General features: G+C 61.8%; 19 protein-coding genes and 1 tRNA gene. 11 read left to right on the plus strand and 9 right to left on the minus strand.

All coding sequences use genetic code 11. The annotated features are described in order from the left end of the window. Window positions 1–4: 4 nt before the first annotated feature. The gene (locus O1W68_RS06925) at window positions 5–331 is read right to left on the minus strand and encodes a hypothetical protein (protein ID WP_269302146.1); all 327 of its coding nucleotides are present in this window, start codon (window positions 329–331) and stop codon (window positions 5–7) included. Between the two features lie 335 nt (window positions 332–666). Between O1W68_RS06925 and O1W68_RS06930 the strand changes: the two genes are divergently transcribed. Continuing rightward, window positions 667–1182: a putative glycolipid-binding domain-containing protein gene (locus O1W68_RS06930; RefSeq protein WP_269302148.1), complete on the plus strand. Its 516-nt coding sequence runs from the start codon at window positions 667–669 to the stop codon at window positions 1180–1182. On the opposite strand, the gene O1W68_RS06935 is transcribed toward O1W68_RS06930, so the two are convergent. Further along, a complete protein-coding gene (locus O1W68_RS06935; RefSeq protein ID WP_269302151.1) occupies window positions 1155–2111 on the minus strand; it encodes a prephenate dehydrogenase in 957 nt (318 codons plus the stop codon). The two genes, O1W68_RS06930 and O1W68_RS06935, sit on opposite strands and share 28 nt — an antisense overlap. Window positions 2112–2194: 83 nt before the next feature. Between O1W68_RS06935 and O1W68_RS06940 the strand changes: the two genes are divergently transcribed. The 6 genes from O1W68_RS06940 (at window position 2195) to O1W68_RS06965 (ending at window position 4892) form a co-directional block, all read left to right on the plus strand. Then, a complete protein-coding gene (locus tag O1W68_RS06940) occupies window positions 2195–2758 on the plus strand; it encodes a tRNA adenosine deaminase-associated protein (RefSeq protein WP_269302152.1) in 564 nt (187 codons plus the stop codon). A gap of 6 nt (window positions 2759–2764) precedes the next feature. Next, window positions 2765–3217: a nucleoside deaminase gene (locus O1W68_RS06945; RefSeq protein ID WP_269302154.1), complete on the plus strand. Its 453-nt coding sequence runs from the start codon at window positions 2765–2767 to the stop codon at window positions 3215–3217. A 95-nt stretch (window positions 3218–3312) separates the two neighbouring features. Next, window positions 3313–3510, plus strand: coding sequence for a CsbD family protein (locus O1W68_RS06950; RefSeq protein WP_269302156.1), 198 nt, complete (start codon window positions 3313–3315; stop codon window positions 3508–3510). Window positions 3511–3569: 59 nt separating this feature from the next. Beyond that, window positions 3570–3660, plus strand: a tRNA-Ser gene (locus O1W68_RS06955). Between the two features lie 157 nt (window positions 3661–3817). Continuing rightward, on the plus strand, window positions 3818–4396 hold the full coding sequence (locus tag O1W68_RS06960) for a TetR/AcrR family transcriptional regulator (RefSeq protein WP_269302158.1): 579 nt from the start codon (window positions 3818–3820) through the stop codon (window positions 4394–4396). A gap of 7 nt (window positions 4397–4403) precedes the next feature. Continuing rightward, complete coding sequence (locus tag O1W68_RS06965) at window positions 4404–4892, plus strand: FBP domain-containing protein (RefSeq protein ID WP_269302160.1); 489 nt, start codon at window positions 4404–4406, stop codon at window positions 4890–4892. 47 nt (window positions 4893–4939) lie between these two features. On the opposite strand, the gene O1W68_RS06970 is transcribed toward O1W68_RS06965, so the two are convergent. From O1W68_RS06970 to O1W68_RS06990, 5 genes are read right to left on the minus strand one after another with little or no spacing between them, the layout of a single operon-like run. Continuing rightward, a complete protein-coding gene (locus O1W68_RS06970; protein WP_269302162.1) occupies window positions 4940–5476 on the minus strand; it encodes a hypothetical protein in 537 nt (178 codons plus the stop codon). A 31-nt stretch (window positions 5477–5507) separates the two neighbouring features. Next, window positions 5508–6413 (minus strand): alpha/beta hydrolase family protein, encoded by a 906-nt coding sequence (locus tag O1W68_RS06975; protein WP_269302163.1) that lies wholly within the window; start codon window positions 6411–6413, stop codon window positions 5508–5510. Beyond that, entirely contained in the window at window positions 6410–7420 is a 1011-nt protein-coding gene (locus O1W68_RS06980) for a PHP domain-containing protein (protein ID WP_269302164.1), read from the minus strand. The genes O1W68_RS06975 and O1W68_RS06980 overlap by 4 nt, the downstream gene beginning before the upstream one ends. 4 nt (window positions 7421–7424) lie before the next feature. Next, window positions 7425–7913 (minus strand): RDD family protein, encoded by a 489-nt coding sequence (locus O1W68_RS06985; RefSeq protein WP_269302166.1) that lies wholly within the window; start codon window positions 7911–7913, stop codon window positions 7425–7427. Further along, on the minus strand, window positions 7910–8572 hold the full coding sequence (locus tag O1W68_RS06990; RefSeq protein WP_269302168.1) for a hypothetical protein: 663 nt from the start codon (window positions 8570–8572) through the stop codon (window positions 7910–7912). The genes O1W68_RS06985 and O1W68_RS06990 overlap by 4 nt, the downstream gene beginning before the upstream one ends. Before the next feature lie 164 nt (window positions 8573–8736). On the opposite strand from O1W68_RS06990, the gene O1W68_RS06995 reads away from it, so the two are divergent. Next, window positions 8737–9423: a YceI family protein gene (locus O1W68_RS06995; protein ID WP_269302171.1), complete on the plus strand. Its 687-nt coding sequence runs from the start codon at window positions 8737–8739 to the stop codon at window positions 9421–9423. 91 nt (window positions 9424–9514) lie between these two features. After that, window positions 9515–9865, plus strand: a complete 351-nt coding sequence (locus O1W68_RS07000) for a VOC family protein (protein WP_269302173.1) — start codon at window positions 9515–9517, stop codon at window positions 9863–9865. A 39-nt stretch (window positions 9866–9904) separates the two neighbouring features. Here the strand turns inward: O1W68_RS07000 and O1W68_RS07005 are convergent, their stop codons facing one another. Both O1W68_RS07005 and O1W68_RS07010 read right to left on the minus strand, forming a co-directional pair. After that, complete coding sequence (locus O1W68_RS07005; RefSeq protein ID WP_269302175.1) at window positions 9905–10288, minus strand: hypothetical protein; 384 nt, start codon at window positions 10286–10288, stop codon at window positions 9905–9907. Window positions 10289–10318: 30 nt separating this feature from the next. Further along, window positions 10319–10855, minus strand: coding sequence for a DUF3558 domain-containing protein (locus O1W68_RS07010; RefSeq protein WP_269302176.1), 537 nt, complete (start codon window positions 10853–10855; stop codon window positions 10319–10321). Between the two features lie 147 nt (window positions 10856–11002). Here O1W68_RS07010 and O1W68_RS07015 point away from each other — a divergent pair, with 147 nt between their 5' ends. Both O1W68_RS07015 and O1W68_RS07020 read left to right on the plus strand, forming a co-directional pair. Continuing rightward, on the plus strand, window positions 11003–11509 hold the full coding sequence (locus tag O1W68_RS07015) for an alpha/beta fold hydrolase (protein ID WP_269302178.1): 507 nt from the start codon (window positions 11003–11005) through the stop codon (window positions 11507–11509). Window positions 11510–11677: 168 nt separating this feature from the next. Then, on the plus strand, window positions 11678–12133 hold the full coding sequence (locus tag O1W68_RS07020) for an RrF2 family transcriptional regulator (protein WP_269302180.1): 456 nt from the start codon (window positions 11678–11680) through the stop codon (window positions 12131–12133). Window positions 12134–12227: the final 94 nt, after the last annotated feature.

Consider the following 12227-nt stretch of genomic DNA (forward strand, 5'->3'; position numbering starts at 1 on the left):
CGCCCTAGGTCCATGGCGTGATGGGCGGTTTCACCCACATGATCTTCTCGTCGGCATGCTTCGGCTCGGCCGCGGGGTGGTTCGGGTTCGCGAGCGCCCACGCGCGCTTGGTGTCCACCAACTCGGCGGCGATGGTCCACGTCTCCATCGTGCTCGGTGGAGAAATGTCGGCTGCACGGGCGAGCTTGCGTCGAGAAGCGTCGGTCAACCCAAGAAGCTCCTCGGCGTCGATGCCGCGTTCCCAGACGAAGCGTGCGAGAGCTGTCGCCTTGTCCCGTCTACTTTTCGAGGCCTGCTCGGAGTGCGCGAAATCGAAGTCACCTGCAGTCACGACGACAACCCTAGTGAAAGTGAGCAGTTTCGAACATCCGGTTCGATGTAATCGACACCACCACGAATGTGCCTGAAATGTGGGGTTACGACGCTTGAAACCGGCTGAAGTAGGAGTGCGTCAGCCGGACTCGAAGAAGAAAAATCGCCACCGCTTGTTCTACAGGGGTCTCTGTCGCTTACCGTAGTCGGGTGACCACTCCAGCCCCGGGTGAACAACGCGTTTCCCCCCCAGCAAATACAAGTCCTTCCGCGGGCTCCACTCGAGACTCGAGAGGTTCGTCGACGCAGGCATTCCCCGCCGTCCTGACGTGGCGGGCACATGATGCTCCCCGCATGGAGTCGGTACGCGTCCAACTGAGCGGAAACCGCATCAAAGCAGCCGGCCGGATCATCGGCGGGGCCTGCGCGGAGCATCCCGCATTCAGCGCGTCGTACGACCTGGTGACCGACGAAAACGGCATCACTCGCAGGCTCTCGCTGCGAACATTCGTTGCGGGCGGCGAGAAGCAGGCTTCGGTGAGTCGCGATGACGAGGGTTACTGGATGATCGAGAATTCGTCCAATCATCAGCGGTCCACCTACAACGGTGCGCTCGATGTCGACGTCGTGTTCAGCCCGTTCTTCAATACGCTGCCGATCCGTCGGCTCGAGTTGCACACCGATGCCTCCGACGTGCAGCTGCCTGTTATCTACGTCAACCTGCTCGACCTGTCCATCCAGCAAGCCGAACTCACCTACAGCAGTGGCGCCGACGGCATCCATGTCCTCTCACCGGTCTCGACATCCACGTTGAAGGTCGATTCCGACGGGTTCGTACTCGACTACCCGGGGCTTGCCGAGCGGATCTGACGGATCACTCCGCCTCTTCTTCCCGCGGAGCCGAATTTCTCACGCCACTGATCATCACCTGGTTCGATGCCGGTAATGTCGAATCGCTGGTGCTCCTCGTAGAGGGTGCGCGCGCGATGCCCGGCTGTCACAAGCGTGCGTGTCGACCCGTCCGTCGCCAGTTCTTCACGGGCCCGGGTCAGCACGTCGAGCGCTTCGTCGAGAGCGTCGGTGAGGGCGACGGAGTTCGCCTCGCACATCGCACGAACCAGAGCCGGTGCCGTCGACGCGACGCGTGTTCCGTCACGAAACGAACCTGCTGCCAGACTCAACGCCAGCGGGCTGCCGGAGGCTCCGACGAGGGCGAGCGTCTCGGCCAGGAGATGCGGAAGATGCGAGATCCGAGCGACAGCGCGGTCGTGCTCGCCGCTTTCGACGGGTACGACGACCGAACCACATTCGAGTGCCAGCGACGCCACTTCACGCCACACCTCCGGATCGACGGCGTCGTCGACGCCGACAACCCAGACTGCGTCGCGAAACAGTTCCGGATCGGCAGCGGACCAACCCGACTGGTCGGTGCCGGCCATCGGATGCCCGCCTACGTACCGCGAGGACAACCCCCACCGTGACACCGCCGCTGCTACCTCGGCTTTGACGCTGACGACGTCGGTGAGCGCATTGTTCGGCGCATGCTCTGCAATTGCGGCGAGGATTGCATCGACGGCGGGCATCGGGACCGCGATGACGATCAACGCACCGGTCTCGGCGGCACGGGTGAGCACCGCGGCCAGATCGGTATCGGTGTCGTAGCCGGCTTCGACGGAACCGGCGATCGCGTCAGCGGACCGGTTGTATCCCCATGCGGTCCGACCAACTCGAACGGCAGCTTGCAGAACCGATCCACCGATCAGGCCGAGTCCGAGAACGCACACAGGAGCAATAGTCATCAGAACAGATTGACACACCTCTCCCAACGGCCTCTTGACGGCGGACTTCATTTTCGGTGGTCCTCACGACTACCGTTGCGCGCATGGTTGCACAGCGCGGGAGCAACAACTCCGCCAAGGCGAAGAACGACGACGGTCCGGATGACAACAGTTACGACGACCTGGACGGCTTCGGCGTTGCCGTCGTCCGGGAAGACGGCAAGTGGAGAGTGACGCCGCTACCGATGTCGGCACTGACGTCGTTGTCGGCGGCGGAAACCGAACTACGGGAGATGCGCAGTTCGGGTGCCGTATTCGGGCTACTCGACATCGACGACGAGTTCTTCGTCATTCTTCGGCCCGCGCCGTCGGGCACGCATCTGCTGATCTCCGATGCCACCGCCGCGATCGACTACGACATCGCTGCCGAGGTGCTCGACGCACTCAACGTCGATATCCCGGATATCGACCCGGATGACCTCGATGACATCGAGCCCTGGGAAGAGGGCAATCTTGCGTTGCTGGCCGATCTAGGCCTGCCTGAGGCGGTCCTGGGCATCATCGTGGCCGAAACCGACCTCTATCCTGACGAGCAGCTCGGTTCGATCGCAGAGCGACTCGGCTTCCCCGACGAACTCGCGGCCGTTCTGGACAAGCTTCCCCGGTAGTCCGGCGTGGTCGACGAGGATCTGATTCGTGCGGCACTGGCCGCCGCGGGGGATGCGTCCGATCGTGACGTTCCGGTCGGCGCAGTGATCTTCGACGCCGACGGACGCGAACTGGCCCGTGCCGCGAATGCGCGCGAGTCCACCGGCGATCCGACGGCTCATGCCGAGATTCTGGCGTTGCGGTCGGCCGCTGCGGTGCACGGCGATGGGTGGAGGCTCGAGGGGTGCACACTGGCCGTGACCCTGGAACCCTGCACGATGTGCGCCGGAGCGCTGGTCCTGGCTCGTGTTGGAAGGGTGGTCTTCGGGGCGTGGGAACCGAAGACGGGCGCCGTCGGATCGCTGTGGGATGTCGTTCGAGACCGGCGGCTCACTCACCGACCGCAAGTCCGTGGTGGGATTCTCGAAGCGGAGTGCGGTCTCATCCTGCGTGAATTCTTCGCCCGCGAACGCTTATGAACTTCTCATGTTTGGCGCCCGCACCCATTGGATAAACCCCTATAGCAAGGGGCGCGGCACCCGCGCTCGGTAACTCCATTGCCTAGGAGGCACTAATGGGACTCGACGACAAGATCTCGAACAAGACCGAGGATCTCGGCGGCAAGGCAAAGGAAGCTGCCGGTTCGGCCGTAGGCAACAAAGACCTCGAGAACGAGGGCAAGGGCGATCAGGTCTCTTCCGCAGTCAAGGATGGCGCGGAAAAGGTCAAGGACGCAGCCTCCAACATCAAGGACAAGCTCACCGGACACTGATCCACCAACGCTGAGCTGGCGATTTAGTGTCGCGCCGCCACTGCGGTACAGTTTTCCGCGGTGGCGTGTCCGAGCGGCCTAAGGAGCGCGCCTCGAAAGCGCGTGACGGGTAACCCCCGTCCGAGGGTTCAAATCCCTCCGCCACCGCCAGAACTCCCCACCTGCATCTCGCAGGTGGGGAGTTTTTTTGTGCCTTCATCACCTGCAACCACGGTTCCCGAAATTGGTGGCATAAAGCGTCGGACTACTCTACTATTCCTAGGGCAGCTAGCTAAATAGCTGTGCTGGCAAGGCTGGAGGAAATTCGATGGCACGCGCAGGGGTGACGCTTTCTCGCTTGACCGAGGTGGCGGCGGACATGGCCGACGAGATCGGTTTCCAGAACGTGACAGTGCTCGCCGTGGCACGCTCGTTCGGCGTCAAGGACGCGAGCCTGTACTCGCATATAAAGAACCTGCGAGATCTACGCCAGCGGGTATCCGTGGCGTCGTTGTCCGAGCTCGCAGACCGTGTCTCCGACGCCTTGGCCGGCAGGGCGGGCAAGGACGCACTCGTCGCCTTCGCGAACGCCTACCGCGACTACGCCAGGGAGCATCCGGGTCGCTACGCTTCGACGCAATTCGAGCTCGACCCGGACGTGGCGGTGGCCAGTGATGCCCGACGGCATTCTGTCATGTCGCGTGCTGTCTTGCGTGCCTACGCTCTCGCCGAACCGGACGAGACCGATGCGGTCCGGCTGCTGGGCAGTACGTTTCACGGTTTCATCGCGCTCGAGACTGCGGGCGGCTTCGCCTACACCCCGCGAGAATCCGAGGACTCGTGGACAAGGGTGCTCGACGTGCTTCACCACGCACTCGAACAATGGCCGACACTTACCAAGGAGTGATATCACCATGGACTCTGTCACCGAACAGGACATACGTGCATCGTTCGTCAATTGTTCCAAGGGCGACACGAAGCGCATGAGCATTCCGCGTGACCTCGACGAAAAACGTTGGGAGGAGCTGGATTTCCTCGGATGGACCGATAGCTCGTATGCTGGCCGAGGCTATCTCGTCGTTCCTCGTCCAGCGGGTGTCATTGGGATCGCATTGCGTTACGAGACAACAGGATCCGATCGTGCGCAGATGTGCACGATATGTACGACCACGCATTCGAGGGGAAACGTGTCGCTGATGACGGCGAAAAAAGTCGGTGAATCAGGTCGACGTGGCAACACTATCGGCACGTACATGTGCACCGACCTCGCTTGCTCGCTGTACGCGAGAGGTAAGAAGACCCCAGCGCTGGGAAATCGATACCGCGAGAACCTCACTCCCGAAGAACGTGCGGAGCGAGTGCGGGAGAACATCGAACTGTTCGTCCGTCGTCTTCACGTCTGAGGACGGGTGGGCCCAGCGGTCGAAGCGCTGGAAAGCGGCAGTTGCGTTCAGCAACTTCCGTTTCCAGCGGCGGTGAGTCCGCGCTCAATTTCCTGCTGATCCTCTACCGACACCGTCGACCAGCTCGGATTCGATTCCATTTTTCCTCTCATCCCCACGACGGACTGTTCCCGGCTAGCTGCGCCTGTCGACTCCAACGCATCGATCGCGGGAAGAAAACGCTGACAGATGTCGAGGTACAACGCTTCGCCATGCGGCATATCCGTTCCTTCCGGCGGTAGAGCCACATTCGCCTCCGGTGCCGGCATCGGCTCTGGGGATGTGGGCGGCGTCGCGAGCTGAGGTGAATTTACTCCCTCGGGCACCGGCTCTGGGGACTGCTTCGGCGTCGCGACCGGTGGTCTATCCGCTGCGTCGGAGGGGCGGGCGGGAACCGAGGATGCAGTCGTAGCCGCCCTCGCTGTTGTGGAAGACGTCGCCGAGGTGGACGGAGCCGATGCCTCGCTCGACGAGTTGGACGCCTCCGAACTGCAACCAGTGAGCGCAAGAACCGCGAACACGCCGACCCACATCATCCGCATCATGAGGAAAGTATGTACCAGGGGAGTGGCTCGATCAGTCCAGCGATGCAGCGTGTTCGGCGATGATATCGATCGACGTCGACCACGCCACGGACGTGGGATCGACGAAGTCACTATGCCCCAGGCCAGGCAGGATCTCGAGCTCGGCAGAATCTCCCGCCAATCGAGCGGCCTCGACGTACACCTTGCTTTGATTCACCGACACGGTAACGTCGTTGTCCCCGTGAATTGCGGTGACCGCGACGTCGGTCGGAAGATGGTCGATCGGTGACGCGACGCGATATCGATCGGGAACCTGATCGGGCATGCCGCCGAGGAAGGCCGGGACGAACCTGTCGTTGCCGATGTTCGCTGCCCGCGCCATATCGAGGACACCGGCCATGATTGTCGCGCTGGCTGGACGGATGCGTGGCTGTGCCCCCGGCGCGGACGCGTCGAGTGTGTGCCGGCCGGCGATCCATGCCGCGAGTTGTCCGCCTGCGGAGTGCCCCGCAACCTGTACGCGGTCCAAGTCCAATCGACCACCGGCGGCTTCCTGAACGGTGTTCGCAAGTGCTTCGGTTGCGTTGTCTACGTCGGCGAGGGTGTCCCGCCAGTCGACACCGCGGCGATACTCGATGTTCCACACGGCGATTCCGCGATCGGCAATGGCCTGCGAAATGGGAGCGAAGTACGTCATGTCGTACTTCGCCTGCCAACCGCCGCCGTGGACCATGACTACAACGGGGAGTCCGTCGACGCCGTTGTCGGGGAGATAGAGGTCGCCGATGTTGTCTTTGTCCGCACCGTACGCAAGTCTGATCGGTGGATCGGACAGTGCTGGGACCAGCTCGGGCGACGGTGTTGGAAGTGCCTGCGGCGCTGGGGGCTGCTGGGTGGAGGTGCATCCGGATAGAAGTGCGAGTGTCGTTATGCAAGTGAGGGTTCGGCCAAATCTCACTGACTACCACCGGTCCAATCGAGGAGTTCATCGAGTGCCCAAGTGTTGATGATGCGTTCGGCCGGAACTCCCTGGTTCTCGGCTCGAATACATCCGTAACCCTGCCAATCCAATTGGCCCGGCGCATGGGCGTCGGTGTCGATGGAGAACAGGCAGTCGCGTTCGAGTGCGATGTCGATGAGCCGCTCTGGTGGGTCCTGGCGTTCTGGTCGAGCGTTGATCTCGACCGCAGTGCCGAACTGTTTACAGCCCTCGAACACCACCTCGGCGTCGAATTTCGACTCCGGTCGAGTGCCGCGGCCGCCCTCGACGAGCCTGCCGGTGCAGTGACCGAGCACATCGACGTGGGGGTTGGATATTGCGTTGACCATCCGCCGCGTCATGGTGTCCGAGTCGGCACGAAGGTTCGAATGCACGCTTGCAACAACGATATCCAGCTCGGCGAGCAACCCTTCGTCTTGGTCGAGGCTCCCGTCGTCGAGGATGTCCACCTCGATCCCGGTGAGGATACGGAACGGCGCCAGCTTCTCGTTGAGTTCGGCGACGACGTCGAGTTGACGGCGCAAGCGCTCGGCCGTCAGTCCGTGCGCGACAGTGAGTCTCGGAGAATGGTCGGTCAGCGCGCAGTACTCGTGGCCGAGACTGCGCGCCGTACGCATCATCTCCTCGATCGGGCTTCCGCCGTCGGACCAGTTCGAATGGGTGTGCAGATCACCGCGAAGCGCGGCACGTAGATCGTTTTCGCCGATCGGTTGGGCCTCGGCGCGCTTCTCTTCGAGATATTCGGGGACCTCTCCGGCCACGGCCTGCCGGATGATGAGGGAGGTCTTGGCGCCGATCCCCGGCAGAGCGGACCACGAGTCGGTTCTGTTGTGCGCCGAACGCGCAGCCTCGTCCAACGATTCCACGACGTCGGCTGCCCGTCGATATGCCTTGACGCGGTGTGTGTCCGCTCGGGAGCGTTCGAGCCAGTAAGCGATCTCGCGGAGTGCTTCGATCGGGTCCATGTCCCTATTGTCCAGTAGTCGCGTGCGGATCGACCAACTCGGCGTTCGGCTGCCAGTCATACACCACCGCGGTGCGCAGCACGATGTCCTGCAACGATCGCCTGCGCCCGTCGACAGCCGCCCACAACAGACCGAAAGCGAATACGACACAGAGCACGGCCCGTAACGCCGCCAACGGCCACCGCAGCACTCTGTGACGAGGAGAGACCAACCGGACACCCATCAGAATTGCGCCGACCGTACGACCGGTCGTCGCCCAGCACAGCGTCAGATAACCGATCGACAGCGCGAGGAAAACCGAAATCGACAGGAATACCGCCGGAGACCGGAAGTTGAAGGACTGCGGACTGAACAACAGTTGCACGAAGAGGGAGCCCACGTACACCGAGCCCATCAGCGCCCCGACCACGGCGAGATCTATGAACGCAGCAACTCCGCGCGTGACGATCCCGGCCGGCCGCATGTCCTCGACTGACGGCTGCGGATGGCTCATGGAGTCGCCGGACCTGGATCGCGTCCGAACAGCCGTCCGACGAAGTGCGTCACCGCGTCGTCAGCCTGCATTCCCTGGCTGCGGACTCCTCGCACAGCCTCTGCCGACAGAGACCCCGTCGACTCGCGAATGATGTCCGGCAGGTCGACGCCCTCGATCACGAAGTTCGCCAGAGCGATCAGGTCCACCTTGGCGATCGCGGAATCGAGGTTCACCCGTGCAACGGCGCGATCGAGGTCGACGGTCTCGATGACCGCATCGAGATCGACTCGACCGATGACGGCGGCAATATCGACCCGCGCCACGGCCTTGTCGAGGTCCACTCGTGCGACCACTCTGTCGAGATCTACCCTCGCGACAGCTCTGTCCAGGTCGACGCCCTCGACGATGGAATCGATATCGACGTTCTCTCGGATGAGCCGCGTCAGATCGATCTCGTCCAGGGCGGCAGCAACCACCTTGGTGATCGTGACACGAAGCAACGCGTCCACGACTACAGCGGCTGCAGCTACCGCGCGCTCCCCGCGTACCGACAGAGCCTCGGCGGGTCCGGACAGGCCGGGTAGCCGGGTCAGCATGCGCAAGGACCCGCGTGCGGCACCTGCTGCCGTCACCGCCATGCCGGCGGCGAGGTTGAGCAGTCGTACTTCGTCCGGCATACGCGCCACCACCTTGATCGTCGAATACCAGCATTCCAGTTCGGGAGGAGTTTTGTCTCGGCTATCCAGGCCGAGCCCTGCCGGCCGAGACGGACAAATTTCTCAGTAACTTGCCAGGCGCTAGGGCACCCATCGACTTGAAGGTGCAACTAGCATCGGGCTACATGACCAAGAAACGGTGGAGTGCACTCGGAGTAGTGGTCGTAGTGGCCCTCGTAATTCTCGTCGGGCCCTGGATCTACGGCAAAGTTTTCGCCGAGGACGACGCCCCCGCGGCTACCGTGTCCACATCAGGAGCGCAGGCCGCATCGACCGACGACATCGACGGACGCTGGACGGTGGTCGCAGGAGATGCAGCCAACACAACGGCAGCGGGATACACCGTCAAGGAGGTTCTCAACGGTGCCGACGTCACGGTTGTAGGTTCGACCACCGAGGTGAGCGGCAGCGTCACCATCGCCGATAATTCGCTCACCGCGGGTGAGGTTGTGGTGCAGACGAATTCGATCAGCACCGACAGTGGGCGACGCGACAGTCAGTTCCGCGGGAACATCTTCGACACGGCGACCTACCCGACGGCAACCTTCACCATCGATTCGCCCATCGACCTCGCGGCTCTCCCGAAGGACGGAACCACCGTAACCGTCACAGCAGAAGGCACTTTGACGCTCAAAGACCAGTCCCGGAAGGTCTCGGTTCAGATGGAGGTGCTGCAATCCGGTGATTCGTTGATCGCGTCGGGCAGTATCCCGACGACGTGGAGCGACTACGGAATCGAACCGCCGTCACTAGGATTCGTGACAGTCGAAGCAGCCGGATCCGTGGACTTTCTGATCAACCTGAACTCTTAGAACACCGATTCAAGATCGTCGATCGCGGGCCACCGGCGCAGTCTCATGGCAGGATTCGAAGAAGAGAAATCACCTCGCGGAGGAGATGCACATGAAGATCACCGACATCATCGCCGACATTTCGGTACCCGATATGGGCGAGGCTCGAAGCTTTTACACCGACTACCTCGGCCTGAGCGTCGAAGAGTTCAACTTGGGATGGGTCGCCCGGTATACGTCGCCGAAGACCGGTGCCCACATACAAATACTCACGCACGACGCATCTGCTTCCGCCAACCCCGTCGTCTCGATCAAAGTCGAGGACATCGACGCGGCCCTCACCGAGGCGCAGGAAAATGGGTACGACATCGTGCATCCGCTGACCACCGAACCCTGGGGAGTAACTCGGTTCTTCGTCCGGGCACCAGATGGAAACGTCTTCAATATCGTCCAACAGCACTGAGATAGCTCTGTTTTGCCGTGCTATAGGGTTCGTCGACTCCTACTTCGGTCCGTCGATACTCGCCGCGTTCTCTACATCCGTTGCGGTGGTGCTGACGATGAACTTGCGGAAGACGGCTTGCATGGATTCGACGACGAGGATGTGACTATCCAAGACGTCGACGAGGTTGTTGTCACCGCCCACTGCTTTGAGCGAAAACTTCCGCGCCAGCGCCCTGCCGGATACGAAGTCACCCATGCCTTTGACGTGCGCGAGTTCGTAGGCGCGACTCTTGCAGGTTTTCAGTACATCGAGATACTGATTGCACGCCACATCGCACGCTCTTGCGGCGTCTGCGGTCAAGTAGAGGTGGCCATCGTCTGCTGCGGCAGCGAGGTCTTGCCAATGCGTAAGGAGATTCGGTTCGATTGATTTCGGGGGCACGTGTGCTCCTCTTGACGGAAGCTCGATTGTTCACGATGGTGGCAGATGCGATTCGACATCTTCCGTGTGTCGCCGGACGATCTCGCAAAGATCTTGTCCGACAGTGTCACTGGGGCTTTGGCTGTTGGCAAAAATTATGACGACACCCTCTTCGGTGTCGAATGCGAGGTCACAAATTCCCTTGCTGTCGGAAACCCTCAATCGGTAGAGCAGCGCTGCACGAGTACCGACCATGACGTCGGAGAATCCGACGTTGTCTGGATTATTTCGTACGTCAGCAAGGATGAACTTTTGTGAAAATAGGACGTGGTAGGAGTATCGCGGAACTGTTGACGCTTCCTGCCAGCGGCATCTCTTCCATTCCTTGGTCGAAATCCCGATATCTGCCTCGGCGAGACGGGAGTCGGGGTCGAGTCCGGTTCGTGCGATGGCGTCGTCGGGGATGGTGCAGGGGTCGAACTGGTTTGCCAATGAGGATTCGCCGGCGACCGGGGTGCCTTCGACGGGTTGGCCGCAGCTGGTGAGGAGGGTCAGAGCAGCTGCCGTCGCCAGCACTCCGCGTCCCATCGATCCCCCTTGATTGTTCCGTCGACAGTTTAGACGCAGCCAAGGCAGAATCGGTTCCCTTCCGGCGGCGCCTGAGCCCAGACCGGTGATTCGGCTCGACCGCCCGGGTCTGCCTACTGGACCAACCAGATTCGAGGAGGATGCATCATGCGGCGATTGCTCTATTTCCACGGTGCCGGCGGATTCATCGACGATCGCCCGATAGCGGAGGGGCTTGCGGACAGACTCGGGTGCGCCGTGGAGATGCCGCACATCCCGGACGAAGACATGTCGTTCGAGGCATGGGCCACGATTGTTCGCAGGTGTATGGACGCGATGAAGTCCGGGGATCTCGTCGTCGCGCATTCTTTCGGCGCATCGATCCTGCTACGTGTGCTGGCGGAGAAGCGTCGGGCGATACCGTCGAATGCTGTGCTGCTGGCAATGCCGGACTGGACTCCGCAAGGCTGGGACGTCGAGGACTATGCGTTCACCGGACCAGAACCCGAGATGGCGCTGGCGTTGCATCATTGCCGAGACGACGACGTCGTCCCGTTTGCCCACCTGAAGTTGCACTCGATCCGTCTGCCCTCGGCGTCGGTTCACGAGCACAGATCGGGTGGGCACCAGTTCGTTGGCGTACTCGACACGATCGCAGCCTGCTGGACGGTATAAGCGCGCACCATCTTTACCAAGCATGCCCCAGTATTCGCGTGTGAGAAACGGTACGGGCTTACCAAAAAGGGTGTCCGCTCCAAATGGGTGTCCGCTCCACCGGTGAGGAACTGGCTGATTCCCTATTCCAATGATAGGAATTGTAGACATCCTACGAAGGGACCGACGGTGCACATTACCGCCAAGGCGGACTATGCCGTGCGCACGCTACTCGAGCTCGCCGCTGCCGGCGGAGTTGTGGGGAAGGCGGAGGCGCTGGCGACGGCGCAGAACATCCCGCACAAGTTCTTGGAGTCCGTTCTCGCCGATCTCAGGCGAGCCGATTTGGTGCGCAGCAGGCGTGGCCCGGACGGCGGTTACTGGTTGGCCCGTCCGCCCGCGGAAATTTCCGTTGCCGATGTCATTCGAGCGGTCGAGGGCCCGTTGGCGTCGGTTCGGGGTCAGCGCCCGGAGGATGTCGACTATCCCGGTCCTGCCGAACCGCTTCGGTTGGTGTGGCTTGCTGTGCGATCGAACATGCGTGCCGTTCTGGAGGCTGTCTCGTTGGCGGAGATCGCCGACGACGACCTGCCGTCGCTCATCTTCGACCTGACCAGCGATCCGGCGGCGTGGGCACGACGCTGAAGCAGCCTTTAGTGATGTGTCCTAGTTCATAAGCAATAGGCGTTGTGATGCATTCGACATACTTGCAGTCGAGTGCAACATTGCAGAACTCTGC

The organism is Rhodococcus sp. H36-A4, assembly GCF_027158005.1.
GTDB lineage: Bacteria > Actinomycetota > Actinomycetes > Mycobacteriales > Mycobacteriaceae > Rhodococcoides.

What these genes read in the sequence shown, in the direction of transcription:
- O1W68_RS06965 (WP_269302160.1), top strand. Translation starts at nt 4,404, where the DNA reads ATGGACTCTGTCACCGAACAGGACATACGTGCATCGTTCGTCAATTGT.
- O1W68_RS07010 (WP_269302176.1), bottom strand. Translation starts at nt 10,855, where the DNA reads ATGGGACGCGGAGTGCTGGCGACGGCAGCTGCTCTGACCCTCCTCACC.
- O1W68_RS06970 (WP_269302162.1), bottom strand. Translation starts at nt 5,476, where the DNA reads ATGATGCGGATGATGTGGGTCGGCGTGTTCGCGGTTCTTGCGCTCACT.
- O1W68_RS06980 (WP_269302164.1), bottom strand. Translation starts at nt 7,420, where the DNA reads ATGGACCCGATCGAAGCACTCCGCGAGATCGCTTACTGGCTCGAACGC.
- O1W68_RS06995 (WP_269302171.1), top strand. Translation starts at nt 8,737, where the DNA reads ATGACCAAGAAACGGTGGAGTGCACTCGGAGTAGTGGTCGTAGTGGCC.
- O1W68_RS06935 (WP_269302151.1), bottom strand. Translation starts at nt 2,111, where the DNA reads ATGACTATTGCTCCTGTGTGCGTTCTCGGACTCGGCCTGATCGGTGGA.
- O1W68_RS06930 (WP_269302148.1), top strand. Translation starts at nt 667, where the DNA reads ATGGAGTCGGTACGCGTCCAACTGAGCGGAAACCGCATCAAAGCAGCC.
- O1W68_RS06960 (WP_269302158.1), top strand. Translation starts at nt 3,818, where the DNA reads ATGGCACGCGCAGGGGTGACGCTTTCTCGCTTGACCGAGGTGGCGGCG.
- O1W68_RS07015 (WP_269302178.1), top strand. Translation starts at nt 11,003, where the DNA reads ATGCGGCGATTGCTCTATTTCCACGGTGCCGGCGGATTCATCGACGAT.
- O1W68_RS06950 (WP_269302156.1), top strand. Translation starts at nt 3,313, where the DNA reads ATGGGACTCGACGACAAGATCTCGAACAAGACCGAGGATCTCGGCGGC.
- O1W68_RS07000 (WP_269302173.1), top strand. Translation starts at nt 9,515, where the DNA reads ATGAAGATCACCGACATCATCGCCGACATTTCGGTACCCGATATGGGC.
- O1W68_RS06990 (WP_269302168.1), bottom strand. Translation starts at nt 8,572, where the DNA reads ATGCCGGACGAAGTACGACTGCTCAACCTCGCCGCCGGCATGGCGGTG.
- O1W68_RS06985 (WP_269302166.1), bottom strand. Translation starts at nt 7,913, where the DNA reads ATGAGCCATCCGCAGCCGTCAGTCGAGGACATGCGGCCGGCCGGGATC.
- O1W68_RS06940 (WP_269302152.1), top strand. Translation starts at nt 2,195, where the DNA reads ATGGTTGCACAGCGCGGGAGCAACAACTCCGCCAAGGCGAAGAACGAC.